General features: G+C 45.5%; 29 protein-coding genes and 1 pseudogene. 13 read left to right on the top strand and 17 right to left on the bottom strand.

Annotation, left to right across the window (positions count from 1 at the left end):
• Positions 1–297 precede the first annotated feature (297 nt).
• Positions 298–1,203, bottom strand: coding sequence for a hypothetical protein (locus RAM70_RS03070; protein WP_312672252.1), 906 nt, complete (start codon positions 1,201–1,203; stop codon positions 298–300).
• 44 nt (positions 1,204–1,247) lie between these two features.
• Between RAM70_RS03070 and RAM70_RS03075 the strand changes: the two genes are divergently transcribed.
• Both RAM70_RS03075 and RAM70_RS03080 read left to right on the top strand, forming a co-directional pair.
• Complete coding sequence (locus RAM70_RS03075) at positions 1,248–1,655, top strand: hypothetical protein (protein WP_045361074.1); 408 nt, start codon at positions 1,248–1,250, stop codon at positions 1,653–1,655.
• A gap of 217 nt (positions 1,656–1,872) precedes the next feature.
• Positions 1,873–2,232 carry a hypothetical protein gene (locus RAM70_RS03080; protein WP_312675782.1) on the top strand — a complete coding sequence of 120 codons (360 nt, stop codon included), beginning with the start codon at positions 1,873–1,875 and terminating at the stop codon, positions 2,230–2,232.
• Here the strand turns inward: RAM70_RS03080 and nblS are convergent.
• The gene (gene nblS / locus RAM70_RS03085; RefSeq protein WP_045361075.1) at positions 2,213–4,204 is read right to left on the bottom strand and encodes a two-component system sensor histidine kinase NblS; all 1,992 of its coding nucleotides are present in this window, start codon (positions 4,202–4,204) and stop codon (positions 2,213–2,215) included. The genes RAM70_RS03080 and nblS overlap by 20 nt on opposite strands.
• Positions 4,205–4,318: 114 nt before the next feature.
• Positions 4,319–4,666 (bottom strand): DUF4359 domain-containing protein, encoded by a 348-nt coding sequence (locus RAM70_RS03090; protein WP_045361076.1) that lies wholly within the window; start codon positions 4,664–4,666, stop codon positions 4,319–4,321.
• Positions 4,667–4,959: 293 nt separating this feature from the next.
• Between RAM70_RS03090 and RAM70_RS03095 the strand changes: the two genes are divergently transcribed.
• Positions 4,960–6,018, top strand: a complete 1,059-nt coding sequence (locus RAM70_RS03095; protein WP_312672256.1) for a D-alanine--D-alanine ligase family protein — start codon at positions 4,960–4,962, stop codon at positions 6,016–6,018.
• 171 nt (positions 6,019–6,189) lie between these two features.
• On the opposite strand, the gene RAM70_RS03100 is transcribed toward RAM70_RS03095, so the two are convergent.
• The 6 genes from RAM70_RS03100 to cpcB all read right to left on the bottom strand — a co-directional run bounded on the left by RAM70_RS03100 (position 6,190) and on the right by cpcB (position 11,746).
• Complete coding sequence (locus RAM70_RS03100) at positions 6,190–6,933, bottom strand: Uma2 family endonuclease (protein WP_312672257.1); 744 nt, start codon at positions 6,931–6,933, stop codon at positions 6,190–6,192.
• Positions 6,934–6,999: 66 nt separating this feature from the next.
• Positions 7,000–8,676, bottom strand: a complete 1,677-nt coding sequence (ribBA, locus tag RAM70_RS03105; protein WP_312672258.1) for a bifunctional 3,4-dihydroxy-2-butanone-4-phosphate synthase/GTP cyclohydrolase II — start codon at positions 8,674–8,676, stop codon at positions 7,000–7,002.
• 137 nt (positions 8,677–8,813) lie between these two features.
• Positions 8,814–9,692, bottom strand: coding sequence for a phycobilisome linker polypeptide (locus RAM70_RS03110; RefSeq protein ID WP_045361079.1), 879 nt, complete (start codon positions 9,690–9,692; stop codon positions 8,814–8,816).
• A gap of 45 nt (positions 9,693–9,737) precedes the next feature.
• Positions 9,738–10,553: a phycobilisome linker polypeptide gene (locus RAM70_RS03115; protein WP_045361081.1), complete on the bottom strand. Its 816-nt coding sequence runs from the start codon at positions 10,551–10,553 to the stop codon at positions 9,738–9,740.
• Positions 10,554–10,672: 119 nt separating this feature from the next.
• The gene (gene cpcA, locus RAM70_RS03120) at positions 10,673–11,161 is read right to left on the bottom strand and encodes a C-phycocyanin subunit alpha (RefSeq protein WP_045361082.1); all 489 of its coding nucleotides are present in this window, start codon (positions 11,159–11,161) and stop codon (positions 10,673–10,675) included.
• A 66-nt stretch (positions 11,162–11,227) separates the two neighbouring features.
• Entirely contained in the window at positions 11,228–11,746 is a 519-nt protein-coding gene (gene cpcB, locus RAM70_RS03125; RefSeq protein ID WP_045361084.1) for a C-phycocyanin subunit beta, read from the bottom strand.
• Positions 11,747–12,663: 917 nt separating this feature from the next.
• On the opposite strand from cpcB, the gene RAM70_RS03130 reads away from it, so the two are divergent.
• The 4 genes from RAM70_RS03130 to RAM70_RS03145 all read left to right on the top strand — a co-directional run bounded on the left by RAM70_RS03130 (position 12,664) and on the right by RAM70_RS03145 (position 16,508).
• Positions 12,664–13,887, top strand: coding sequence for a M20 metallopeptidase family protein (locus RAM70_RS03130; protein WP_312675784.1), 1,224 nt, complete (start codon positions 12,664–12,666; stop codon positions 13,885–13,887).
• Positions 13,888–13,966: 79 nt separating this feature from the next.
• Positions 13,967–14,854, top strand: a complete 888-nt coding sequence (argB, locus tag RAM70_RS03135; RefSeq protein ID WP_045361093.1) for an acetylglutamate kinase — start codon at positions 13,967–13,969, stop codon at positions 14,852–14,854.
• A 168-nt stretch (positions 14,855–15,022) separates the two neighbouring features.
• Positions 15,023–15,244: a DUF4327 family protein gene (locus RAM70_RS03140; RefSeq protein WP_045361095.1), complete on the top strand. Its 222-nt coding sequence runs from the start codon at positions 15,023–15,025 to the stop codon at positions 15,242–15,244.
• A gap of 43 nt (positions 15,245–15,287) precedes the next feature.
• The gene (locus RAM70_RS03145) at positions 15,288–16,508 is read left to right on the top strand and encodes an efflux RND transporter periplasmic adaptor subunit (RefSeq protein WP_312672263.1); all 1,221 of its coding nucleotides are present in this window, start codon (positions 15,288–15,290) and stop codon (positions 16,506–16,508) included.
• A gap of 236 nt (positions 16,509–16,744) precedes the next feature.
• Here the strand turns inward: RAM70_RS03145 and RAM70_RS03150 are convergent, their stop codons facing one another.
• The 3 genes from RAM70_RS03150 to pirA all read right to left on the bottom strand — a co-directional run bounded on the left by RAM70_RS03150 (position 16,745) and on the right by pirA (position 17,668).
• Positions 16,745–17,200, bottom strand: a complete 456-nt coding sequence (locus RAM70_RS03150) for a GNAT family N-acetyltransferase (protein WP_312672265.1) — start codon at positions 17,198–17,200, stop codon at positions 16,745–16,747.
• Positions 17,193–17,357 carry a DUF8624 family small hydrophobic protein gene (locus tag RAM70_RS03155; protein ID WP_002760035.1) on the bottom strand — a complete coding sequence of 55 codons (165 nt, stop codon included), beginning with the start codon at positions 17,355–17,357 and terminating at the stop codon, positions 17,193–17,195. The genes RAM70_RS03150 and RAM70_RS03155 overlap by 8 nt, the downstream gene beginning before the upstream one ends.
• Before the next feature lie 149 nt (positions 17,358–17,506).
• Positions 17,507–17,668: an arginine synthesis PII-interacting regulator PirA gene (gene pirA, locus RAM70_RS03160; protein WP_002733724.1), complete on the bottom strand. Its 162-nt coding sequence runs from the start codon at positions 17,666–17,668 to the stop codon at positions 17,507–17,509.
• A gap of 134 nt (positions 17,669–17,802) precedes the next feature.
• Here pirA and RAM70_RS03165 point away from each other — a divergent pair, with 134 nt between their 5' ends.
• Positions 17,803–18,600 carry an SAM hydrolase/SAM-dependent halogenase family protein gene (locus tag RAM70_RS03165; RefSeq protein WP_312672267.1) on the top strand — a complete coding sequence of 266 codons (798 nt, stop codon included), beginning with the start codon at positions 17,803–17,805 and terminating at the stop codon, positions 18,598–18,600.
• Positions 18,601–18,703: 103 nt separating this feature from the next.
• Here RAM70_RS03165 and nadC read toward each other — a convergent pair whose 3' ends face one another.
• Together nadC and RAM70_RS03175 are read right to left on the bottom strand one after the other, a co-directional pair.
• Positions 18,704–19,552, bottom strand: a complete 849-nt coding sequence (gene nadC, locus RAM70_RS03170) for a carboxylating nicotinate-nucleotide diphosphorylase (protein WP_045361102.1) — start codon at positions 19,550–19,552, stop codon at positions 18,704–18,706.
• Between the two features lie 71 nt (positions 19,553–19,623).
• A complete protein-coding gene (locus tag RAM70_RS03175; RefSeq protein ID WP_045361104.1) occupies positions 19,624–20,190 on the bottom strand; it encodes a Uma2 family endonuclease in 567 nt (188 codons plus the stop codon).
• A 161-nt stretch (positions 20,191–20,351) separates the two neighbouring features.
• On the opposite strand from RAM70_RS03175, the gene RAM70_RS03180 reads away from it, so the two are divergent.
• The 5 genes and pseudogenes from RAM70_RS03180 to RAM70_RS03200 all read left to right on the top strand — a co-directional run bounded on the left by RAM70_RS03180 (position 20,352) and on the right by RAM70_RS03200 (position 22,595).
• Positions 20,352–20,819, top strand: coding sequence for a CBS domain-containing protein (locus RAM70_RS03180; protein ID WP_012265148.1), 468 nt, complete (start codon positions 20,352–20,354; stop codon positions 20,817–20,819).
• Positions 20,820–20,861: 42 nt separating this feature from the next.
• Positions 20,862–20,954, top strand: a pseudogene (locus RAM70_RS03185) (polyhydroxyalkanoate biosynthesis repressor PhaR); the annotation flags it as partial.
• A gap of 209 nt (positions 20,955–21,163) precedes the next feature.
• The gene (locus RAM70_RS22855; RefSeq protein ID WP_288016917.1) at positions 21,164–21,319 is read left to right on the top strand and encodes a hypothetical protein; all 156 of its coding nucleotides are present in this window, start codon (positions 21,164–21,166) and stop codon (positions 21,317–21,319) included.
• A 39-nt stretch (positions 21,320–21,358) separates the two neighbouring features.
• On the top strand, positions 21,359–22,405 hold the full coding sequence (locus RAM70_RS03195) for a S66 peptidase family protein (protein ID WP_045361105.1): 1,047 nt from the start codon (positions 21,359–21,361) through the stop codon (positions 22,403–22,405).
• Between the two features lie 67 nt (positions 22,406–22,472).
• Complete coding sequence (locus RAM70_RS03200) at positions 22,473–22,595, top strand: hypothetical protein (protein ID WP_274518360.1); 123 nt, start codon at positions 22,473–22,475, stop codon at positions 22,593–22,595.
• A 167-nt stretch (positions 22,596–22,762) separates the two neighbouring features.
• On the opposite strand, the gene RAM70_RS03205 is transcribed toward RAM70_RS03200, so the two are convergent.
• The 3 genes from RAM70_RS03205 to RAM70_RS03215 form a co-directional block, all read right to left on the bottom strand.
• A complete protein-coding gene (locus RAM70_RS03205; RefSeq protein WP_045361107.1) occupies positions 22,763–24,856 on the bottom strand; it encodes a secretin GspD/PilQ domain-containing protein in 2,094 nt (697 codons plus the stop codon).
• Positions 24,857–24,948: 92 nt separating this feature from the next.
• Positions 24,949–25,749, bottom strand: a complete 801-nt coding sequence (locus RAM70_RS03210) for a pilus assembly protein (protein ID WP_312672270.1) — start codon at positions 25,747–25,749, stop codon at positions 24,949–24,951.
• Complete coding sequence (locus RAM70_RS03215; protein WP_045361110.1) at positions 25,746–26,516, bottom strand: PilN domain-containing protein; 771 nt, start codon at positions 26,514–26,516, stop codon at positions 25,746–25,748. The genes RAM70_RS03210 and RAM70_RS03215 overlap by 4 nt, the downstream gene beginning before the upstream one ends.
• Positions 26,517–26,525: the final 9 nt, after the last annotated feature.

The raw sequence follows: 26,525 nt of genomic DNA on the forward strand, positions 1-26,525 counted from the left end.
TTTGGCGGTTAGGGGAACCCTAGAAAAGTTTAAGGGAGTTGGCTTGGATCGGAGCAATTTTTCTCGCACCAAAATTGCTGCGTCCACTCGGGGCGGGGGGAAGCATTGACTATCAGGTAGGTTCAAGATTAAAAATCGTTACAAAATTTTACCTAGCCAATTATAGCACTGTTAAGTCAGGGATCACTAATCTTTGTGTATATTTAGATATCTAACCAGCGAGGGAAAAAAGTGGCCTGGTGGGGGAGAATTATTGAGGCTGTCTTGGTCGAAAACTCCCTCTCCCCGCGCTCAAAACTACTCACCGGAGGAGATGCCAGCGCTGGGTTGACTGCGATTGACAATCACCACTCGATCGCCGATAACGGGACTTCTAGCGAGGAGAATTCCCTGGTTATCCTTCATTTCCAAGCGCCGAAAATCGAGACTTTGGCAACGTTGAAAAACCGAATTAGCCAATTTATCCTGTTGTGATGCCTCCAGACTATACCAATTATCGCCCAAAATAACTACTAGACGACTAGCCCAAAAATCTGCCTCTACGGTAGAAATAATCCCGGTGGGATAACGAGTAGTTAAATCGGTAATTTCTTCTTGAATAGCTGCGACTAAACTTTGTTCGGGAGTTAATCGTGGTTTTGCTTTAGTAATCGGGACGGGAATCGGTGCCTCTGGTGCGGTTAATTCTGGGGGGGTTTCGATAATTTCCCCGGCTGCCGGTGGGGGACTAGAGACAACTTCGGGCATATTTTCGGCAATTTCCGCCGGATTTTTCGGTAAACTGATCACGGCTACTAAGAGGATAGTGACTAAACTTCCTGTTAACAAGCCGGTAATTAACCAATCGGGAATTTTTTCGCTAATTCCCCCTGGTAAAAGTCGGCGAATTTTGCTCAAAATCGTCGTCCACCACCCTTCCACCTGCTCGAAATCCGGTAAAATATCGTCAATTCCCTCGGCGGCTGCGATGGGAGAATCTGGGGTTAAACTTTGCTCAACTTCTGCGAATTCGTCTGGTTTTAAAGCAGCGGCTAACTGTTGCGTTGAGTTAAGAAGATTATCAACAGCAACTTTTGGGGGTAACACTGTCCCCGTTCCCGTGTTAAGTTGGGAAACGATCGAATTTAACTGCTCGATCGCCTCTTGTAGTCGGATCACCGTTTCTGCTTGGCTGAAATTCTCTCGCTCATTTTGTTGAGTCATAATCTTTCTTAACTCGCTGCCATTCTTTTTCAAAATATCATTCTATGCGCCGTTTTCTCGGTTTTTTAACCAGTATTTTCCTTGTCTTCTTGACTGCTTGTGGTAGTGTCACTCCCCCGAAAGAATTTGCCCCTGACGGAGAAATCGTCGCCAAAGCCCTTTTATTACAATTTCGTCACACATCTAATCGCCTTAGTCAATCTTTACAGATCGATGATCCGCAGGTAAAAATTGCTAAAATTAATGTCACCAGTCTGGAACCGATTTATGTGGGCAATTTGCCCGCTTATCACTTGCAGGGAGATTACGATCTAACTCTGCAATTGCCCCATCAAAAAGATACCAAACAACACAACAATTTTGATCTTTATTTACAAAGACAGATCGAGGGGAAAACTTGGCGTTTACTGGAAGAAGTTGCCTCGCAATGGCGCAGCTATTTAGTAAAATAACCAGAAAAAACCCGGGGATTTTGCTAAGTAGCTGGTTATAATTAAATTGAAGATAGATTTTGGGTTCGATCCTCCCTGCCCCCCTTGATAAGGGGGGTGCCGATAGGCGGGGGGATCTACCCTTAATAAGGGGGGAGTCTGATAGTTTTTAACACCCAACTACTTATAGTCTATGATCATCAGCAATGATAATCCTCAAAGGGAAAATTTAGCGATCATGATTACCTGTCCTCGTTGTCAACACAAGGTCGATAGTCAAGCCTTACAATGTCCCTACTGTTCTAATATTTTAAAGGCCTATGGTCATCCCGGCATGACCCTGCATCAAGCTGTCACGGGCGAGTTTTTATGTGAAACTTGTCTCTACCATAGCGATGATAGCTGTAATTTTCCCCAACGTCCCTACGCTACCAGTTGCACTTTATACAAAAATAGCCAAATAATAGCCGAAAAAATTCCTCCTCTCCCTCTCTCTAGGGTTTTTAAAAATTGGTGTCTCAGAAATAAGGGATTATTGCTATTATTAACCCTGATTTTGGGCAGTATTGCCCTGGCTTTTATAAACTCACGTCGTTAATTTTCTTGCTGGCGATCGAGCCTTGATATAAATCTAGATCGAACCAGAAAGTTGTGCCAATGCCCACTTCACTAATCAGATTAATTTGACTATAGTGTTTTTCGATAATATTTTTAACGATCGATAATCCTAATCCCGTCCCTTCTAGGGTATGAACGCGATTTTCTACCCGATAGAAGCGATCGAATATGGCACTTTGATCCTCGGCATCGATGCCAATACCAGTATCGGATACTTCCACGCGAATTTTGGGAGTTTCTTGGGGATTATCTCTGCTTATTTTATAGGCACGAATCACCACTTTACCGCCGGCAGGAGTAAATTTTAGGGAGTTACCGACTAGATTAGTTAATACCTGTAAAAGTAGATCATAATGACCTAAAATTGGTAGTAAATTGGCTTCAATTTCCGAGCTTAATTCTAGTCCTTTATCCCTAGCATTGAGTTGATAGGTCCTTAGGGTTTGTTCGATTAATTGTCCGATATCGATCGCATCTAAGTTATAGTTACGCGAGGATTCTAACCGAGAAAGATCGAGAACATCATTAACTAAACGAGTTAAGCGATCGGTTTCATGATTGGCGGTTTCTAAAAACTCTCTTTTTTCTGTATCGCTCAGATCCTCACCAAATTCTGTCAGGGTTTCAATAAAAGATTTGATATTAAATAAAGGGGTTCTTAACTCATGGGAAACATTGCTGATAAATTGACTTTTTGCCTCATTTAATTCTGTTTCTCTAGTGATATCCTGTAGCGTCATGGCAATCCCCCGAACATTCTCCCGATACTGATCGAATACCTGAGTTAACAAAATGCGAATTGTGCAGGGTTTCGGGTTAGTTAAAGATAATCTAAATTCCGACGGGGAATAGTTATTATTTTCCTGATCAATAACAGCATTTTTCTGATTTTGATTAGCGTATTCTTCCTGCTGGAGGGTTTCTCCCGCCGCAATTTGATAGAGAGGTTTAGTTAGTTTAACCGTTAGTTCCGAGGGAAAAAGATGTAGAACATTTTGACCGATAATTTCCTGATCTTCCCAGCCAAATATTTCCCGAGCTGCGGGATTAATTAATAATAATTGAAAATTAGTATCTAAGAGAATCGCCCCATCAGCAATAGTGGACATTAACGTATCTAATTTGGCTTTTTCGGCGGTCATTTCTTCGATATTTTGTTCTTCGTATCGTTCTAACTTTTCCGCCATTTCATTAAAACTGAGAATTAATTCCCCTAACTCTCCTCCCAAGGGTAAATCAACGCGCTGCTTAAAATTTCCTGCTGCAATATTTTTGACGCCGACTAATAACTCCTTGATCGGTTTGGTGATAGTTAAAGCATTAAAAACCGCCCCCAGAATCACCATGGCCCAAATCGAGACAAAAACGGCAATAGTAACATCACGGGTTAGATTAGAAGAAGCCACCACAATAGCGTTAGGATTGATCCCGATCGCCAATACTCCCAAATATTTGCCTTCATGATTCAAGGGAACAAAGACATCGGTTACTTCACCGTCGGGGGTTTTATGCTGACGGACGAGGGGAGTTTCCCCATTTTCGCCATAATTTTCTGGTAATTGAATGCGACGCTCGATCGTCAGGGAATTCTTAACTTCGGCGGTAGAATAGGGAATGCCGAAAAATATTTGACCCTCCTCGTTAGCGTAGATCAAATAACGCACACTGGAGGTACTACTATAAAAACGGGCTGAAAAACGGGCTAAATCGGTTAAATTGTCCTCAGCAATGAGGGGGGAGACATTAGCGGCTAATAACAGCCCTAAATCCCGGCCAAAACGGGTATCATTGAGACGGACATCCTGCTGGATCGTGTTAACCGCCCAAAAGGTTAAACCACTCATCAACAAAGAAACGGCTAAAGTAGCCGCAGCCATCAATTTAGTTTGGAGAGTGAATTCGGACCACCAATGGGCGATCGCTTCTCGGAGACTAGGCAGAAAATTAGACACGGTTAGGCAGCATTAATCTGTATTCTTGACTACTCTATCGCTCAAATCGCGGGTTAATATGATCATCTTAACTCATTATTAGGCTGGTAGCGGTTAAGCTGGCACTGATCTCACCTAAGTCTCCGAGAAAGTCAAGAAATGCCCAAAAGCGCCAAGAGTTCTAATTTTAGCTACCCCCGGTACTTCTGTGGTGTAGATACTGAACACACCTAAATTTTGCCGTTGACTAGAGGTTTCGATCGCTGGTTTTAAGATTTGATTTTTGATGATATTTCTGGCTGCCACTGGCAAAGAATCGATCGAGTCACAGAGACTGATTTTCTCGCAAGCGATTTTGTCGGCATGAGCGAGAAGTTTTTCCGAGGCGTATTCGCTGTAAAGTTCTTGGGGGGGATTGGTAAATCCCATCATCCCCGCTAATACCCCCAAGGCGATCGCTCCCTTGAAGAAATTACCTCCCATAGCTATTTAGCTCCTTGATTTTGTCTTCTCCACTCTATTTTGACAAGACATTTTCGATCTGGCTAGGGGGACAAGAGAATCACCGATCACCTGTCCCTAAGCTTATTTAGAAACTGTCCGTAAATGGATATTCAGGGGGAATTGCTTGGGTTTGTGTAAGGCTAGAGTCAGATTGTTTTCAGCAAGCTGTTGCTGTAATCAGAGTCTCAATCATTTGGCACTATGGTCAACCCCGCCCATAGTATGATAGTTGAACTCTAATTTAGGATCTAGCTGGCTCTAGAGGGGATAACATGGACAAGATCAAGGTGGGATTATTGTTTGGTGGTCGATCGGGAGAACACGAGGTATCTATCAATTCGGCTCGATCGATCCTGCAAGCTTTTAATTCCCCCGAAAATCTTCACAAATACGCAGTTATACCCTTCTATATCGATAAAAATGGCTGTTGGCATTCAGCAGAAACTGCTAGACAAATTTTAACCTCTGGGCAACCCCTAGCTATTGAGAGTGATATAAAAGTCAATATTTGGCAATTTCCCCCAGAAGTGAGCGAAATTGAGGTTTGGTTTCCAATTCTCCACGGACCGAATGGGGAAGATGGCACTTTACAAGGATTACTCACTCTCATGCGGGTTGCTTTTGTGGGTAGTGGGGTCCTGGGTTCATGCTTGGGAATGGATAAAATTGCCATGAAAACTGCTTTTGCAGCCGCTGGATTACCCCAAGTTAAGTATAAGGCCATAACCCGCTCGCAAGTGTGGTCAAATCCCTGTATTTTTCCGCAGTTGTGCGATCAAATCGCCGAGGAAATAGGTTATCCTTGTTTTATTAAACCGGCTAATTTAGGTTCTTCGGTGGGTATTAGTAAAGCTCGCAACCGGCAAGAATTAGAGGCTGCTTTAGATAGTGCCGCTAGTTATGATCGACGGATTATTGTTGAAGCAGGAGTAACCGCAAGAGAGATCGAATGTGCGGTTTTAGGTAATGATAATCCCCAAGCTTCTTTGGTGGGAGAAATTACTTTTGATAGTGATTTTTATGACTATGAAACTAAATATACTGATGGGCGATCGAGTATGGTGATTCCCGCTAATATTCCTGATAAAATTGCTGATCAAGTGCGAGAAATGGCTGTAGAAGCATTTAAAGCTGTGGATGCTGCGGGATTGTCGCGGGTGGATTTTTTCTATGTGGAGAAGACTGGGGAAGTGTTGATCAATGAAATTAATACTCTGCCGGGGTTCACTAATTTTAGTATGTATCCCCAACTCTGGAAAGCCACTGGTTTAGAGTTTGATAAATTGGTCGATAAGTTAGTACAATTAGCCTTAGAAAGACAGGAAAAATAAGGTTAAATTACTACCATTTATAGGATAGGAATTACCTATTAAATAGAAGATAAATTTTGTCTTTGATCCCCCCTTAGTCCCCCCTTGATAAGGGGAGAAAACGGGTTTCTCCGAGAGAAAACGGGTTTCTCCGAGAGAAAACGGGTTTCTCGGAGAAACCCGTTTTCTGTATTAGATAGTTTCAGGATCAATGCCCAATTCTCGTAATTTTTGGGCTAATTTTTCCTTTTCTAAGATAGCTTGTTCTTTTTCGAGGATAGCCTGTTCCTTCGCTTGTCGTTCCTGTTCCCTTTCTAAAAGAATCTGTTCCTTTGCTTGTCTTTGCTCTAATTCAGCTTCTTGGGGAGTGGGAACCAATTGACCATCAACGGTAAAATAACGCAGTTTACGGTCAAATATGCCTAAATATAATCCTAATTGTTCACTCCATAGATAACCCTGGTCATTAGCAGCAATAGCCTGATATTGTCCCTCAATTAGTCTAAATCCTTGCAATTCTAAGGTATTAGGATCAAACCAAAAATAATTAGGAGTGCGAAAAGTATTTTGATAGAGAATTTTCTTTTTAGTGCAGTCAATATTAGCCGTAGAATCGGAAAGAATCTCGACGATTACATTGGGATATTTTCCCTGTTCTCCCCAAACCACCCAACTTTTGCGGGGACGTTTTTCTGTATCTAAAACCACAAAAAAATCAGGACCACAGAAATCGCGCTTTTTCAGTTGTTCTTCGTTATAGTAGATAGTCAGATTACCGGAAGCATAGTAATCGTTTTTCTCTTGCCATAATAATTCTAGACAACTGAGAAGAATTATGATCTGTTGCAGGTGTAAATCACTTTCCAAGGGTGGTTCATCACTCCATAAATCGGTGGGGGGACAGGTAACTTCCGGTAAAATGTCGAGAGTTGTCATAGTTTTTCCCCGTTATACTAGCTTTGTTTAATTATAACTGTTACGATCTTTTCTGGTCATAAAAAACTAATTTTTGGCTGACTCACGAGTAAAACTGTAGATAATTTGGGTAGCTAATTGTGGTAATTGTGAGAAATCTTCATCGGACATTTTTTGACGATCGAGTTTCATTTGTAATCCCGTCATCGAATCGTCTCCGTCGGAAATTAAAAATTCTAAGCGTTCAATTTCCGACCAATCTTTAACGTCATTTAATATCTTGTCAATAACCAAAAGGTAAGGATGGGAAGGATTTTTATACCAATTACTGCTGACACCCTGACGAATATCTAAACCTAAATGTACGATCAAAGGGGCGCGATCAAAAAGAGCATTGGCTACTGGTCGGGTTTCTTCTTGGAGAGATAATTGATTAGCGCGACTTAACTGCCGTAATTTCTCTAATTGATGATATCTCTGGGAAATTGACGGCGGATTTTCCCCCCAACTGAGAGCGATGGTGACTAGATAGGTTTGTAGGAATAGATGTCCTAACTTTTCCGCTTTTGTGGCCAGATAATTGGAATTATAATCATTAGCCTCGATCAGCAAAGGTACTCGCTCGACTATTTCCAAACCATAGCCCTTTAATCCGGCAATTTTACGCGGATTATTGGTAATTAAACGAATATTTCTCACTCCCAAATCGTTGAGCATTTGCGCTCCCATGCCGTAATCGCGCAAATCGGCGGGAAATCCTAACCTTTCGTTGGCTTCCACCGTATCTAGTCCCATATCCTGTAAAGAATAGGCTTTTAGCTTATTAATTAAGCCAATTCCCCGTCCTTCCTGTCGCAGGTAAACCACCACCCCCAAACCGTTGTTTTCGATCATTTTTAGGGCAGCTTGTAACTGTTGCCGACAATCGCAACGCAAGGATCCCAAAGCATCCCCGGTCAGACATTCTGAGTGCATTCGTACCATTACAGGTTGATCGCCAAAGAGAGCGGGATACCCTTTCACAATAGCGATGTGTTCGGTTTGATCTAATAAATTTCGGTAAGCATAAAGCTGAAAAGTGCCGAATTGACTGGGAAAATCACAGACCGTTTCCCGATGGACAAAGCGATCATATTTTAAGCGATAACTGATCAGATCGGCAATGCTGATTAACTTTAAATTATGTTGACGAGCGTATTCAAATAGTTGCGGTAAACGGGCCATGGAACCATCGGGATTTTGGATCTCACAGATAACTCCCGCCGGATACAACCCGGCTAATCGAGCCAGATCCACGGCTGCCTCCGTATGACCGGCGCGTTTTAAGACTCCACCGGCTTTAGCACGAATCGGGAAGACATGACCGGGACGGGTGAGATCGTCGGGACGAGTGACCGGATTAATGGCAACTTGCACGGTTTTCGCCCGATCTTCTGCCGAAATGCCAGTTTTAACCCCTAAATGGGGAGCGGCATCGATGCTAACGGTAAAAGCGGTTTGATTGCTATCGGTGTTTTTTGTCACCATCAAAGGCAATTCGAGAGCATCAAGACGCTCTCCCGTCATTGCCAGACAGATTAAACCGCGAGCTTGCACTGCCATGAAGTTAATCATATCGGGGGTGGCAAATTGGGCCGCACAGATTAGATCTCCTTCATTTTCGCGATTCTCATCATCAACTACGACAATGGCACGTCCGGCTTTGATTTCCGCTAAGGCAGTATCGATAGAGTCAAAAGCGATCGAAGTGAGAGTCACAGGCATTAAAACGAGGGAATTACTTTTATTCTACAGGTTTGCTCGATCTGCTGAGGGTCAATTTCTGCCAGTTCCCTAGAAAGAAGTCTCCCGGTGAACCTGACGGCTGCCCGGGAGACTTTTAGTTATCTTAAGCTAGAAAATTAGTTCAAACTAGCGGGGGTGATGCTGGCAACTTTGCCACCGAGACGGTTGATCTGTTGCAGGGTGTTATTTAACTGTTCAAAGGGGACAATAACCGCTTTGCTACTGCGACGGACACTGGGATAACCCGGTTTGCTAATAGCGGCAATTTCCACGCGATAGAGCTTACCCACATCACCATAGGCCACACTACCACCAAGAGCTTTACTGGGGGTGTTGCGTTGACCAGAGGGACGATAGGCCCAACCATCGCTGCCACCGGAGGGACCGACTACTGCCGAAGCGCCGTTTTGGGCTAATTCCACCGCTAAACGGGAGGTTTTGCCGGCAATCTGAGAGCGATCGCTGTTGGCATAACCGCGATAGAGTTGGAACATCCGGGTAAATCCCACGGTTTTTTGACCGGGTTGGCTGGCAAAACCACGATAGTAGGGAACGATGCTATCGCCGAAGTTTTCGGTATATTCGGCGGAATCGATGTAGGAGTCGATATCGGCCTCGAATCCTTTGTTTTCGTAGAGATCGAGGTGATAGACCACTTCCGACTCATCGTAGGGAGCGCGACCTAAAAGATGTTTGATATTAAGTTCGATGACGCGGGTTTGGAAGTTACCGTAGAAGAATTTGTTCTTATACAGTTCCGATTTGGCCACGGCGCGGACGAATTCCCGCACGGTGATCGAACCATTGCAGAGTAAGGATTCGGCACTGGTAAGGCGCTCGGAACGCATGATATAGTCATTGCCTAGCACCTGACGATAGACAGCGCGAATAACCGCCTGTGCGTCGTCACGGGACCAATCGGGACGTAATTCCACGGGAGCAACCTCGCTAAAAGCGGTTGTCCCTAAACGGGAAGCTGAGGTAGTAATTGCCACTAAAGTTCTCCTACAAAAAAATGATCATTTTCTGACCGCTCAAAACTAGGCGAGAATAAGTTCGATTACCTGGCCGCCTTGACGGTTTATTTCTTGCAATTTGTTCGATAGTTGCTCGTAGGCAACGAGATACTCGCTCACACTGCGACGCACACGGGTTTGTCGTCCCGCTTTTGCGCCACTAACCACGCGCAAGCGATAGAATTTGCCCCGATCGCCCCCAGCTAATCCGGTTAAGGATTGACCGGTTCCGTTAATATAAACGGGGGAAGCACTGTTATAGGCTAGTTCCCTGGTCAGTTTTCCCTCTTTTAACGGCGCGCGATCGCTGGTCGCATAACCGCGATAGACTTGGAACAGCCGACTAAAACCGACGGTTTTCTGACCGGTTTGGGTAGCGAAACCGCGATAGTAGGGGACAATGTTCTCACCGAAATGTTGGTTGTATTCGGGGGAATCGAAATAGGAATTAATTTCTGCTTCGTAACCCTGTTGATTGTAGAGATCGGTGTGGAAAGCGATCTCAGCTTGATCGTAGGGAGCGCGACCGAGCAGGTGTTTATAATTCAACTCGATAAAGCGATTTTGGGGATTGCTGTGGAAAAATTTCTGCCGATATAGTTCTGATTGAGCGATCGCCCGAACAAAATCCTTGACGCTAATCGAACGATTGCGTAAGAGGGATTCTAGGCTGATTAGGCGCTCGCTGGACATCAGATGCTCGTTGCCCAAGATCTGTCGATAGGCCCCGCGGATCACCACTTCTACCTGTTCATCACTGTCGGTGGAGCGTAATTCCAAGCGGGGGGAACCGTTGTAGGGTTCAAATCCCAGTCTTTGGGCCGCTATCAAGCTAGTCATCGTCGATCCTCCTGAAACTAACCTTTAATGGATATAACAAGGTCTGGAAGAACAGGTGATTGCTAACCCTTTTGCTAACAACCTCCTGTCTTTCCAGACCAGCAGTTTTTTTGATCGGACTAGCTGAGAGCGTTGATAGCGTAGTCGATATAGGAGTTGGCTTCTACCGCAGGGTCGCCACTTAAACCATGGTTGGCTTTGATATATTTGAGAGCTTCGATGTACCAGCTAGGAGACAGGTCGAAGGTGCGGTTGATTTCGTCGATACCAGCGATGAGGTACTCGTCCATCGGACCGGTTCCACCAGCAACTAAGCAGTAGGTCACCATGCGGAGGTAGTAACCGATGTCACGAGCGCATTTGTCTTTACCGCGTTGGTCCGCCGCAAAGTTAGCCCCTTGCATTTGGGTGGTGTAGGGGTATTTGTTGTACACCGCTTGAGCTGCGCCCTGGGTTAATTGGGAAGCCTTTTCGGTTAACGCTTTAGCGGCGCTGAGGCTGGCAGCAGCTTGACGAAAACGACCGAAAGCAACTTGGATTTCGGTGCTGCTTAAGAAACGGCCTTGAGAATCAGCGGCTGCTACGGCTTCGGTAAGGGGGGTTTTCATTGTTTGGTATCTCCCAATAATCTTGCAATAAGTTTCCTACGGTTTAATTGAGACTAGCCCCAGGGACTAGGCGACAGCAGCGGCGGCGCGGTCGAAGTAGCTGGCAATTTCAGACATTAAAGCACTGCAATCGCCGGGGGTGACACCGTTGCGATCGTTAGCGATGGACAAAGCAGCTTCTTTCATTTTGCTTACGCCAGCAGCTACGGAAGCTCCAGGTACTCCTAAAGCTACATAGGTTTCGCGCAGACCATTTAAGCAACGATCATCGAGAACACTGCCGTCGCCAGAGAAGGTAGCGTAGGTAACATAGCGCAAGATGATTTCCATGTCGCGTAAGCAAGCGGCCATACGACGGCTGGTGTAGGCATTACCACCGGGGCTGATCAGTTGGGGCTGTTCAGCGAACAGGCTACGAGCGGCGTTAGCAACGATGGTGGAAGCGTTACTGGTGATCCGGTTAACAGAGTCCATCCGTTTGTTGCTCTCGGCAACCATGGCGCTCAGAGCGTCTAGTTGGGAAGGGCTTAAATATTCGCCACGAGCATCAGCTTGGGATACTACCCGGGTGAATGCGTCAAACATTGTGACAATCTCCTAAATTTAAATGGGCTTTGCTTGCAATCAAAATTTTCCCTCTTAAGGGATTTCACGGTGAGTCTGGACGAGCCTTGACCGCGATTGTTGCGATTTACTTTAAGAAACCTGAAAAAACTTCATGGCTCTCTCATAAACCACTTAAGGAGGTTAAACAAGTATCCAGCTTAACTTTTGTCTGTTATCTTGGCCCCTCAAATTAAATTTATACACTGCTGTCGAAACTTTGTTTGTTACATCTTATTAAGTTTTTTGCTGTCTTTTTGTAACAGTCACTTAACAATGACTCGATCGAGTTGGTCATCAATTCCTGACATGGCTCAAAGCCTCTCACCGTCGGGAAATCAGAGACAGCAAGGCTTTAAGGGTATAAAGGGCAGCAAGATAAAATTTTTAAGTTTTTTTTAATATTTCCCCGCTTTCCCTTCCCCTATTAGCCAAGGATTGCCCTTTCCAGCCCTCAAATACGATGAAGTTTTGTAAAGAAGGGAGTGGGGAGTGGGGAGTGGGGAGTGGGGAGTGGGGAGTGGGGAGTGGGGAGTGGGGTGTGGGGTGTGGGGAGTGGGGTGTGGGGAGTGGGGAGTGGGGAGAAGGGTGTGGGGTGTGGGGTGTGGGGTGTGGGGAGAAGGGTGTGGGGTGTGGGGTGTGGGGAGAAGGGTGTGGGGTGTGGGGTGTGGGGTGTGGGGTGTGGGGAGAAGGGTGTGGGGTGTGGGGTGTGGGGTGTGGGGAGAAGGGTGTGGGGTGTGGGGTGTGGGGTGTGGGGTGTGGGGTGTGGGGTGTGGGGTGTGGGGAGAAGGGAGAATAAATAAAGGCAATCTCCTGAATCCTGACGACCGACGACCGACGACCGACGACCGACGTTAAACTAGAAATCGGTGCTCAAAAAATCTAGCCGTCCGAACCTGATGATTTCCTCCTTTCCCGTTCCTAATAGCTTAAATTGCGCTCAAATTCGCCTTGCCATTCGTTGCCTGCAGCCGCAATTAGTCCACTGGCGCCGACAAATACACCAAAAACCAGAACTAGGCTTTCAAGAACATCTCACCGCCTCCTTAATCAGTCAAACCCTGACTAAATACGGAATTGACCATCAAACCGGCATCGCCGGCACTGGAATTGTCGCCACCATCGCAGGCAGTCAACCGGGGCCAGTTTTAGCCCTGCGGGCTGATATGGATGCACTACCGATCGCCGAAGAAAACCAAGTCCCCTATCGTTCCCAACATCCGGGCCAAATGCACGCCTGTGGTCACGATGGTCACACAGCCATCGCCCTCGGCACGGCAGTTTATATAGCACAAAACCGTCACGATGTCAAGGGGACAGTAAAAATTATTTTCCAACCCGCCGAAGAGGGGCCGGGGGGGGCGAAACCGATGATCGAAGGGGGAGTGCTGAAAAATCCCGACGTGGACGGAATTATCGGGCTGCATCTCTGGAATAATATGCCTTTAGGGACAGTGGGCGTGAAAAATGGTCCCTTAATGGCGGCGGTGGAATGTTTCGATCTCCAGATTCAAGGCCGGGGCGGCCACGGGGCAATTCCCCATCAAACCGTCGATTCACTACTGGTGGCGGCCCAAATCGTCAACGCCTTGCAAACTATCGTCGCCCGCAACCTCAACCCCCTCGATGCCGCCGTAGTGACTGTGGGTAAATTAGCGGCGGGAACCGCTAGAAACGTGATCGCCGATAGTGCTAATCTCAGTGGGACAGTGCGCTATTTCAATCCCCAGTTAGGGGGCTATTTCCGACAACGGATGGAAGAAATTATCGCGGGCATCTGTCAAAGTCAGGGGGCTAGTTATCAATTCGATTACTGGCAATTGTATCCCCCGGTAATCAATCATGATCAGATGGCGGAATTAGTGCGCTCAATCGCCGCACAAGTGGTGGAAACCCCAGCCGGAATCGTTCCCGAATGTCAAACCATGGGAGGGGAAGATATGTCCTTCTTTTTACAGGAAGTACCGGGCTGTTATTTCTTCTTGGGGTCCGCCAATCCCGAATTAGGATTAACCTATCCCCACCATCATCCCCGCTTTGATTTTGATGAATCGGTGTTAGCCATGGGAGTGGAGATTTTTGTCCGTTGCGTGGAAAAATTCTGTAACTCTAAGACTTTCTAGAAATCCGTTCAAGGTGAACAGTTTTTGTCAAACCCGAAACCGCTAAACTGGTCACTGAATCAGACAGGTAAAAAAACCCATGAACAATAATACCCACGAAAACGATGCCCAACGGGTGAAAATCCTCAGCGAGGCCCTACCCTATATTCAAGAATTTCGCGGTCGTACCGTAGTGGTTAAATACGGTGGCGCGGCCATGAATAACAGCGATATCAAAGACACGGTCATGCGAGATATCGTTTTTCTCTCCTGTGTAGGGGTTCGTCCCGTTATTGTCCACGGCGGCGGTCCTGAAATCAATAGTTGGCTGGATAAATTAGGCATTGAACCCCAATTTAAAGACGGTTTACGCGTCACCGATGCCGACACCATGGATGTGGTAGAAATGGTGCTAGTGGGGCGCGTCAATAAAGAAATTGTTGCCCTGATCAATCAAGCCGGCGGTAAAGCAGTAGGATTATGCGGTAAGGATGGTAATCTGATCACTGCCCGTCCCGTGGGTAAAGAGGGCATTGGTTTTGTGGGAGAAGTCAGCAGTGTCGATACTAGCGTCGTCGAATCCTTGGTCAATAGTGGTTATATTCCCGTGATTTCCAGTGTGGCCGCCGATGAAACCGGCCAAGCTCATAATATCAATGCCGATACGGTAGCTGGAGAAATAGCGGCGGCTTTAGGGGCAGCTAAACTGATTTTGATGACCGATACAGCCGGAATTTTGGAGAATTATAAGGATCCTTCCACTTTATTGGCTAAATTGGATATCCAACAGGCCCGGCAGTTGATTGAAAAAGGCATCGTTGCCGGCGGGATGATTCCCAAAGTTGGCTGCTGTGTGCGATCGCTGGCCCAGGGAGTTCAGGCCGCTCATATTATCGATGGTCGTCTTCCCCACGCCCTTTTACTGGAAATTTTCACCGATCTAGGCATCGGTTCCATGATTGTGGCCTCCAGTTATAGTAATCTATAGTAGTAATTACCGTACTTTTGGTTAAAAAGACTTGCCTAAAACCAGAGAGCCGGTGTACAAGTAAGTTAATAAACGCGCTTCTCGCTCCTTTGTAATGGCAAAAGTTTTAGTCTTGAGTTAGTTTAGTCGGGAAGCGCAGAATCCGAAGTTTTCATAGCAATTGAATTTATGACCAAACAAGCTGTAGCTCACCCGATGGTGAAGTTTCAACGCAAGGTTAGCAAGTGGATAGATGCAAAAGTAGTCAAACCTAGCGATAGTATCTGGAAACTGGCTCTTTTATACGGAGATGAGTGGGTATACTGGAAGCAAGAGTTGCTCGATTTCGGTTTCTCCATGCAAGACCCTCTCAGCGAAGTGGTAGCGGTAGAAGCTTGGGACGAAGAATAAGCGACCATCGACTCAAAAGCGGCTTTCTACTAGGACTATCCCCATGGGATCGACTCCGATTATCCTTTCCGCTCTGGTTATCTTATCCTTAAGTGCGAGTTGTTCTCCCCAGACAGAAACCCAACCACCGCCACCAGCAGCCCGTACTACTACCGTCAACGTCACCACGGCTAAACCGGCAACCAGCGGACGCAATCTCGATTACACGGGAACTACCCGACCTTTAAAAGTCGTTTCTCTGCGATCGCAAGCCACGGGTCAGTTACTCAATCTCCTCGTCGATGTGGGAGATGAGGTGCAATTAGGGCAAATCCTCGCTCGTGTTGATGATCGTCTCCTTGCCACCGTTGTCCGACAAGAAAAGGCTGCCCTATCGTCTCTAGAAGCAGAATTAGCCCGGGCGAGAATTGAAGTCAGTAACGCTGAAATTGAAGTGGAGCGCCTACAACTACAATACCAACAGGCCAAAAATGATGCCGAGCGCCTGCAAAAATTAGCCCTAGAAGGGGCGATTCCCCTGCAACAGGGCGAAACAGCCCAAACTACGGCGGCAGTGGCTTTAAAAGCCGTTAATAGCGGGCGATCAAGAATTAAAGTCGAGGAGCAGGTAGTGGCGGCAATTATCGGCAGAATTGCCGCCCAAAAATCGGTCATCGCTCAGGAACAACAACGTCAGGCCTACGCTATTCTTAAATCACCAGCGACGGGGATAGTGATCGAAAAACTGAAAGAGCCGGGGGATTTAGTCAGTATCGGCGATGAAGTCCTCAAAATTGGTGATTTTAAACAGGTCAAGGTGGTAGTATTATTATCGGAATTGGATTTAAAAACGATTAATTTAGGACAAACGGTTAATGTCAGTCTTGATGCTTTCGGTGAGAGAAATTTTTCCGGTCGCATCACCAGGATTTTTCCCCTCAGCCAAGGCACGGCCCGGCGGATTCCCGTGGAGATTGCTCTACCCAATGGGGATGGTTTAATCAAAGGGGGATTATTGGCCCGGGTGCGGTTTAATAATAATTCTGCCCCTCAGGTGATTGTTCCCGAAACAGCAATTGTCGGTCAGGGGGAATCCTCGGCCATTTTCGTCCTTTCCGAGTCTAACTCGCAAGTGCAAAAACGTCCCGTTCGTCTCGGTCAAGCGCTCGACGGTCAAGTAGAAATTCTCACTGGACTTGAACCGGGGGAGCGTTTCGTCGTCAATAGTAGTAAACCTTTGCAAAATGGTGAAAAAGTCCGCATCAGTATCCTGAGTAATCCTTGATGAGTCAGGGGTTGGCGGCTTTTCAGTGATCAGTGAACAGTAATCAGTAGGGTGTGGGGTGTGGGGTGTGGGCTTCGGCCGTGAGCTCAGCGTTCGACCGAGCTCACGCCGAGGTCCGAACGGGTGTGGGGAAGGAAACCTCTTTCATCTGTGGGGGTGAAAATTTTTTCATCGGGACTGACTCCTAACTCCTGTCTCCTGTCTCCTAACTCCTGTCTCCTGTCTCCTGAAAGTTTTTAAATATTTTTCAACATCAGCAAAGAGCGAGTTTGAAAGCCGAGATTTTGGTAGAGATTGAGAGCATTGTCGTTATTGATGAAGACTTGTAAACCGATGCGGGTTTGTCCGCGACTTTTTGCCCAATCCTTAGCTCGATCGATTAGTGCGCTGGCGATACCTTGGCGACGATGCTGGGGATCGACGTAAATTAGGAAAATATGACCATAGCGATCGCCTGTCACCTGATCGACGGCGCTCCCCATCCAGAGACAAGCGATCGCCGTTTGTTGTGCTTCGACGATCCACAGGGGAGTATCGAGGCAAAAAAACTGTCTGACTGTATCAGCTAGATGGGAGAGGTTTTTTTGTTCGGGAAAAAATTCTTCATAGGTGCGGGTGAGAAAATTAATTAGTAGATAGCGATCGCTCGGTTTTCCCAGTCGCAGCCGATAATCTTCGGGAAGGTTAGCCATGCCAAGGATAAGAGAAAATTATGCCCAGGGATGGCTCGATCGGAGCGGGTGCGGCTAAATCTGCCGGTAAAAAAATCCGGATGCCAGTGGCAACCAGAGCAACTAAAAACACGAAGATAGTCAGGAGCGGGGCGATATATTGCCGGAAAAAAGCCATAATTATTTGATCTGTAAACTACTATTCTTTCTATTTTAGGGATTGCCAGTTAAGATATCAGCAATTAAAAAAAATTCGCCCAAAAAAAGTGATCGGCATACCGATCACTAGAAACCGACAACTAGACTATGACTAAACACCGATTAAATCTAACGAAGGTGTAAATAGGCCGCCTCTGCTTCCAATTGACGTACTAAAGCTTCATTTCCCTGCGCTCTAGCTACTTCCAGTCGGTGTTGTAAATTTCTGCGGAGTGTTTCTCTATGAGCGACGGTGGCCTGTGTTAGGACTTGCTGACGATTTTTGTTCATGATGGACAGACTTTTGAGCGACTTAACTTACCTTATATCTAAATCATAACATTCTCCTTGGTAAACTGTATCTTTAGCTACTGAATTTAGCGTTAAGATTTATTAAAGCTGTTGGCCACCTTAGTGACAAGTCAATGACGGAACAGGCACTGATAACCCTTACTAGCGATTTTGGACTACGGGACGGTTATGTGGGCATTATCAAGGGAGTAATAGCGGGAATTGCCCCCCATGCTCGCACTATCGACCTGAATCATCAAATTTCGCCCCAAGACCTTTACGCTGGTCGTTTTATCCTCCTGAATGCCTATCAATATTTTCCCCAAGGCACTATTCATCTGGCAGTTATAGATCCGGGGGTAGGAAGCAAAAGACGCGGGGTAGGGATTCGTTTTGCCGGTGGTTATTTAGTTGGTCCAGATAATGGTTTATTTAGTGGCATTTTAAGCCAATCTACCGCTATATCCGCCGTTAATCTCAATAATTCTTCCTATTGGCGCACCCCTAACCCTAGCACTACTTTTCACGGTCGTGATGTTTTTGCTCCTGTGGCCGCTTATTTGTCCCGGGGAGTACCCCTAGAAATGTTAGGTGAGATTATTGATCCCGATAGCTTGCAACAATTAGCGATCGCTGTTCCGCAAATCGAGGAAGATAAAATCAGGGGTCAAATTCAATATATTGACATTTTCGGCAATTTAATCAGCAATATTCCCGATTATCTCCTAGAGGGAAAAAATTGGTCAGTGCAGTTGGGGCCAAAAATTATCCCCGCAAAAAACACCTACAGTGATGTTCCTTCCGGAGAAATAGTCGCTTTTATCGGTAGTCACGGGGGGTTAGAAATTGCCGTCAATAGTGGTAGCGCCCAAAAGCAATTACACCTAAATATTGGCGATGCGATCGAGGTTAGAATAGATAGGAGTCAGTGATCAAAACTGATAACTGATAACTGATAACTGATAACTGATAACTGATAACTGATAACTGATAACTGATAACTGATAACTGATAACTGATAACTGATATAGCCTTTTAATCAATTCTCATACTAATATCTAACCAAGTAGAACGGGTAATCGGGGCGCTAGTGGAAATATAATCTACTCCTGTTTCGGCAACGTTGCGAATGCGATCGAGGGTAATATTTCCCGATGCTTCTATTTTGGTTTTACTATTAAAATTGCGGATCATCTCCACAGCAGTTTGCATCATCTCTAAATCCATATTATCTAACATAATGATCTCTACCTGCTGCTGTAGGGCCTGATTCACTTCTTCTAATTGGCTGGTTTCTACCTCAATTGTGAGAGGATAGGGCATATTTTGCCGTACACGACGCACTGCTTCCTCGATGCTGCCGGCTGCTTGAATATGATTATCTTTAATCATAATTGCATCATCTAACCCCAAACGATGGTTAATAGCGCCACCGATACCGGAGGCATATTTTTCTAAAATTCGCAATCCGGGGGTAGTTTTGCGAGTATCCACCAATCTTGTCGATAAATCGGCAATTTTCTCCACATATTTGCGAGTGGCACTAGCAATCCCACTCAAGCGCATAGCAAGATTTAAAGCGACTCTTTCCCCAATTAACAGCGCATCGAGGGAACCTTCTATCTCGGCAATAACTTTAGACTTGGGGCAGAATTCCCCTTCGGCAACGGTGGGGGTAAAGTGAATAGTGGGGTTAAGCAGTTGAAAAACTCGTTCAGCTACGGGTAAACCGGCAATAACTCCCGCTTCTTTGGCAATCCAAGTAGCTTGACCGATTTTAGCATGACCGAAGAAAATTGCTTGGGTGGTGCGATCGCCTCTACCGAGATCTTCTCGTAACCAGTTTTCTAACAAGGGATCAAGGACTAATAGGGGCGGTAACATAGAATTTATCGAAACAATCGGGACGTATTTATTTTAAGTTTAGGAATGTTTGACCTTTTTGTAAACTTTCTTTAATCGAAACTTATCCCTTCATAGATTAACTCGATCGCACAGTGAAAATCGAGACTAGATAGAATAATTTCTTCCCCTTGACTATAAGCGCAGTAAAACCAAATTTTATCTTCACCGCGACGATAAACCTCAACACTGATCGATTCGGGATCGACTAAAACGTATTCTTGTAAACTGGCAATCTGACGATAATATTGTAACTTTTTAGTGCGATCATAGTTTCCTGTGCTGGGGGAAAGCACTTCAATAATCACTTGTGGATGTTGAATAAAATTACGAGATTCTCTATCCCTAGAATCGCAACTAATCACCAAATCGGGATAAAAATAACGACTATTATTAGCTTGGACTTTCACATCAGATACATTGACTCGACAGCCTCGCGGACGGAGATGAAGTCTTAAAGCCGTATAAAAATTCAAGGTAATATCATTATGGGGCAGACTACCCCCGGTCATGGCGATAATTTCCCCATCAATATATTCATGGCGACATTCCTGGGTAGCGTCCCATTCTAGATACTCTTCCGGGGTCATTCTTTCTGGGTATTGAGGTTGAGCGATCATTTTTCTTTTTCCTTGTCAACTAACTAAATTAATATCCCATTTCCTTTTTATGTTATACCATTTTCTCGCCCGAAGATTGAAGAATAGTCATAATTAAGCGGTGACTGATTACCCTAATGATAAGATGGAGAGAGAAAGCATTATTGTCGCAGGTCGCTAAGATGACGAAAACAGTTGCCGATATCATGACTCCCAATCCCATCACCGTCACCGCTAACACTTCTCTATCCGAAGCAGTGAAAATTTTGGCCGAAAAGCGGTTTAGTGGTTTACCCGTGGTGGATGACAATATGCGACTGATTGGGGTTATCTCCGAAACTGACCTCATGTGGCAGGAAACGGGAGTAGAAGCTCCTCCTTACATTATGCTCCTCGATAGCGTCATCTATCTACAAAATCCTAGCCGTCACGAGAAATTACTCCATAAAGCTCTCGGTCAAACCGTGGGGGAAGTAATGACCGATAAACCTATTAGTATCACGGCTGACCGCCCTTTGAAAGAAGCGGCCTCGTTAATGTACGATCGTCATGTGCGTCGTTTACCGGTGATTGAGGAAGAAACCCACAAAGTAATTGGTATTATCACTCGCGGTGATATCATTCGCGATATGGCAAAATCCGAAGCATAATTGCTTTTCTAGGGCAACAATTAACTAAAAGGTCTTGAACAAATGAATCAATCTCAGGAAACGGTTACTTATTCCCTAGAAACTATCTTGATGCGGATTGAGGGAAAAATCGATTCTTTACAAAAAGATGTGACGTAACTGTTCAGGGGGTAGGGTTGATTCATGAATCAACCCTACAATGAATCAACCCTAGTTCAGGGGGGGACAAAATCTGATAATCTAAAAAGGCGTAGAAAAGAGCGGCTACTGTGGGAGAGTAGTATCCATGCCTCTAGGAAAGGCAGTTCTTCTCCTTCTCTGCTGCCCCAGGAGAGTCCTTCCACAGAGTCAATGCCACTGGCGGCTTGACATCCCCCCCCCTGAACGGTTACGATGTGACGGATTTAAAGATAGGGCAAGCGGTGTTAACGGGAAAAGTTGAGGGAATAGAAAATCGACTAAACTCATGGGAGGAAAACCAGAAATATGTGAAAACTTTTTTTCTGAGCAGTAATCCCTAAATTCTTGTTTCCCTTGCAATTTTTCTAAAAACTATCAGGATGAAGCGCCGTCAATTTCTCACTAATTCCGCCCTAACTGCTGTTAGTTTTTCCCTAGTTCCTAGAAAAGTCGTTAGCACTAATTTTCCTCTGATTAAACCGCCACATCTACAACCGGGGGACGGAGTGGGTATTATTAGTCCGGCGGGGGCAACTTTTAAAGAAGATGATTTGAATATAGTTATCGAAGCAGTTAAAGCTTTAAAATTAGTCCCAAAAGTTGGTCAACACGCTTTAGATCGTTATGGTTATTTAGCAGGTAAAGATAGGGAGCGAGCGTCGGATATAAATCAATTTTTTGCCGATGATAATATTGCCCTAATTTTACCAATTCGCGGCGGTTGGGGAAGCGCTCGTTTATTACCTTATCTCGACTACGATTTAATTGGCCGTCATCCGAAAATTATCTGTGGTTTTAGTGATATAACTTCTTTATTATTAGCTATTTATGCCAAAACTGGTTTAGTTACTTTCCATGCTCCCAATGGCTTTTCTAGTTGGCGCACCGCTCAAACTGAAAGCTTTCGACAGGTTTTATTTTCCGGGGAAAAGTTGACTTTTAGAAATATTCCCGATCCCGATGATGCCAATCGTTTAATGCGGGTAAAAAATCGGATTCAAACTATTACTAAAGGTCAAGCAAAAGGTAAATTAATCGGTGGTAATTTAACCACTTTAGCCTCGATCGCAGGTTCTCCCTATCTACCAGATTTTACCAGTGCTATCCTATTTTTAGAAGATATTGGTGAAGATATTTATGAAATAGATCGCCTGTTAAATCAATTAAAATTAGCGGGAATTCTCGATAATTTAGCTGGTTTTATCTTCGGTCAATGCAGCAATTGTAGCGCCAATAGTGACTATGGTTCCTTGACTTTAGAAGAAGTGATCCGAGAATATATTCAACCCTTAAAAATTCCCGCTTGTCTAGGATTAACTATCGGACATTTAGAAATTATTGAAACTATTCCCATCGGTATTGCAGTAGAATTTGATGCGAATCAGGGAACAATTACTATGTTAGAATCGGCGGTTAGTAAACCGTAAAATAGGTGACTGTTGCTATTCCCTTTTTTAACTGATAACGGAATATTTAGACTGGCGAAGTTACATTATGGGCGCACGCAGTTCGATCAACTCACTGACCACGGTGCGCCCCTACCATTGGCGCAATAATATTATTGTCGGGGCGAATTGCATTCGCCCTTTCCTCGATAATATTTGCTCATCACCATAACCCTGAATGACACACCGTATTTTTTCAAGTTTAAGGCTGCTTGATCTGGATTCCAGTCAAACTTTCATAATTAAAATAGTCACTCGCACTGTTGGTCACTATCATTGGCAATCCCTAAAAATATATAGCTGATTACTGATTACTGATTACTGATAACTAATTACTGATTACTGTCGCGGTTGTACGGGGAAACCTTGACGCTGAAGCATTTCCGCCGCGTCTTGGCCAGGTTGATAGTTGATGCCGAGGGTAGAGGTGGCCGTATCTTCGATGATTTTGGGAGTGAGGAGAATGATCACCTCGCTGCGAGTATTGCTATTGCTACGACTGCGGAATAAAGCCCCTAAAATGGGAATATCGCCTAAAATCGGCACTTTTGTCTCGTTAGTCTGTTGGCGCTCTTGGATAATGCCGGAAAGAATTAAACTCTGTCCATCCCGGAGACGAATCACCCCAGAAGTTAATTCCCGACGAATCAGGGGGGTAAGGGTGTTGACTGTGAGACCACCGCTATCAAATTCAATTGGAGACCCCGGAGTGGCAACAGTGGGACTAACGGACAGGGAAATAAAGCCGTTATCATCCACCTGATCGATGTTTACCGCTAAAGTTAATCCAGCATCGGCCAGTACAGGGGTAGTGGTGCGTACGCCACTGAGAGGATCCACCTGTGTGTTAACACTTTCTAGCACTTTCTCGGTCAGCTTAACGGTGGCCTGTTGACCTTCCTGCACCACCAGCGAGGGATCGGTGAGAATCTTGGCATTTCCTGTCTGAATTGACGCTTGCAGGGTCATCAGGAATTTTTGGGGATACTGGAAGAGGGTCGGGGGTTCGTATTCATACTCTATTATTCCCGTCTCTGGGTCAATAGTAATATCACTCAATCCGGGTTGGAAGGGGTTAACAGTGCGACCAAAACTAGGGCGCGAGTAGGGTGTCAGACCCCCTGAAAAGTCATTCGGTCCCCGGTTAACACGCCCAAAGGGAGCGCCATTCTGAATGTCAAAAAAAGGTTGAATTTCTGCTGTTCCCGTACCCGATATGATATCGAAAATCGGCACAACAGGCTGTGCAAAAGCCCCCGGTCTGCCTACAGTTGAGCTAGTGGGTGGGTTCATATTACCAAAGTTCAGCACTGCTGCCCCGTTATCTTGAACGAAGAAACCATCGTTAAAACCGAAGGAAAAACTACTGCTAAAACTGTCGGTATTGAGCAGGTTGACATCAATAACTTTCACATTGACCACTACCTGACGGCGACGGGCATCCAGTTGGGTTAATAAAGATGTGGCGATCTGGACTTGGCGGGGTTCGCCGATTAAATTGATAGAATTAAGGCGATCATCGGCGGCGATTCTTAAACCAGTTAAAAGTAAGGCCGCTTTTGAGCCTTCTGTGTTTTGAGGGGCCAGTGGCTCTAGGGTGGGAGGAGTATCCCGGCGACCAGTCACCCGTCCGGTGAGGGGATCGACGATATCCTCGGTTTGGGTAACTAAACGCTGGTATTCTGCCCCTTGGGTGGCGAGGAAAATGGCGGCGGCGACAGCTTTAACTTGGTTGAGACGCAGGGTGCGGCTAATCAGATTGCGAGCGCCTTGGGGTAATTGCGCCCCAACAAAGATAGTTGTACCCTGACGGTTGGCCTGTAATCCGGAAACTAACAACACGGCGTTAAAAATGCTTTCCACCGATTCGTTAGTAAATTCCAAGGAAACTGTCTGAGAAGTGGCGTTAGCTTCCCCCTGGGCGCTGGTGAAAACGACGTTATAACCAGCAATGTTAGCAAGGGTCATTAACACTTCTCTAGCGGAAGCTTCCCGGAGTAAAACACGAGGTACGGTGACATTGCGATCAAATTTGACCTTTTCGGCACTAGCATCGATGTTAGAGATGGCAATGTCTCCCACCGGTGGGGCGACGGCTCGCGGTAGGGTGGGAGCGCCGGGAGCTTGGGGGGCGCCTTGAATGATAATTTCCGGGTTGGGAACAAGGGGCGCACTTTGGGCGAGCAGTTTTTCACTGGCTAAAATGCGATCGCTGATTTCCTTTTGTACGGCATCGGGGGTGGGAACGAAATTCTTAGGTCTTTTTTGTAAATTTTCTTGACTAAACTCTTGCGAAAATTCAATTTTTGATGTACTCGATTTTAACTCTGAACCATCGAAGGATTCGGGGGTTTCGGCCAAGGCGCTCAGGGGAGCCATCAATAAAAACGAGGCAATTTGCGGGATAAACAGGGCATAGCGAGACTGATTCACTTTAATTTCACTCCTCACAATTAGGGGATTCAACGGATAAAAAACGCAATACTGACAATGGAATCAAGACTATTTAATCATTGAAAGTTCTCCTATTGGGGCGGACTAGCGGCGGGTTGACCTTCGGCGGGTGGTTGACCTTCAGCGGGGGGGGGCGGTGCTAATTTCGCCAATTCTTCAGCATTGAGAGGAATAATCACATTGAGAAGAAAGGTGGTAGTAACGGGTTGATCGCCTTGGCGCTCGATAGTGGCTTTATTGTTACCGGTACTAACCACTTTAACCGCCGATCCTTCCTTTTCCATCTGGGTATTGAGACTATTCAGCAAAATCAGCGGTTGTAATCTTTCTAAATCCCGAATCACCTTTTGGCTGTTAGTATAGTTCCCTTCGATCTTGACGTTAAAAGTTTGACGCTTGAGCTTATTATTAACCGCACTACCGAGGGAACTATCGGAGACCAGCACCGGCTCTAGTCCTTGGGGCTGGAAACTAATCAGCTTAACATTGTGAGACTTAAATATCTTGCTAATATCTAAGAGAATTGTGCTTAAGTTCTTTTCTTGAGCAAAAAGCGCCAGAATTTGCTGTTTAGTTGCCTCTTTTTGTTGCAACTGACTCTCGATTTTTTGGAATTCCGTGGCACCGAGACCGCTTGTTTGTTGATCTACCTGTTGTTGTTTGCTATCTTTATCGATTTGCAGTTTCTGCAAGTCACTATAAGCGGGTATCACCCAAATATAAAGCAGATAGAGGGAGCCAAGTAAACCTACCACACCGGCGGTGATGCCACTATTGCGGGGAGTAAAAGTTATCCCGAAAGCGGTGGGATACTGGTCAAGTTCCTCTAATTCCCTGTCCTCATTGGCAATGTATTCTTCAGTAAAGGTCATGGTTGAATGGCTCCTTGGTCTTTGAGGGTATTAATCCTAGTGACAACTCCTTCCGCTCCATTACGTTTCAGCTGTTTCAGTTGTTCAGTAGCGGGGGTATCACTTAATTGGGCGGTGATCACAAATTGAACCGCTTGGGGGAAACTAACACTAATATTTTTGTACTCATTGGCCACCTGTACGGGCAAATCGGCCAGGGCAGCACTTTCGATCACCGTTTTCTTACCCTGTAAAAAAGGAGAAGCTTGTAGGGTTAAGAGATAATCATTGACTGCTTCGTAACTACTGGCAAAACCACTAATTTTTAACTGAGTAGCCGGATTCGGTTGCCCTTGCCCCGGGTTTGCGGGAACATCCACCTGTTGCAGACTGGTTAGCTGGACACTAGGGGGAGTTTGTAGACGAATTTCTTGGAGAATGGCTGACCAAGGCCTAATCTGATTGAATACAGTTACCAGAGCTTGATTTTCTGCTTCTACCGCCGTTAATTGCCCTTTTAAATCCTCTATTTTTTTACTTTGGCCTTGCAGTTGACCTAATTTCCCGTCCAGTGTCTGAATTGTGGCCTGAGTTGCGCTGGTTTGCCAACCGACGATTAAACCGAGTAATCCCGTCAGGGCCAATAATCCGGCCCCCACTCCCACACCGATCAACAGGGGTTTTTGTTTACTCAGGTTAATAGCGGTGGGCATCTTGTCCGCGGTGGTTTTTTCGCCCGTTTGCTTAAGATGGCGATCCTTGAGAAAATTAACGTCAAGACTATACATAATTTTTGT

The sequence above is a fragment of the Microcystis wesenbergii NRERC-220 genome (genome assembly GCF_032027425.1).
Lineage (GTDB): Bacteria > Cyanobacteriota > Cyanobacteriia > Cyanobacteriales > Microcystaceae > Microcystis > Microcystis wesenbergii_A.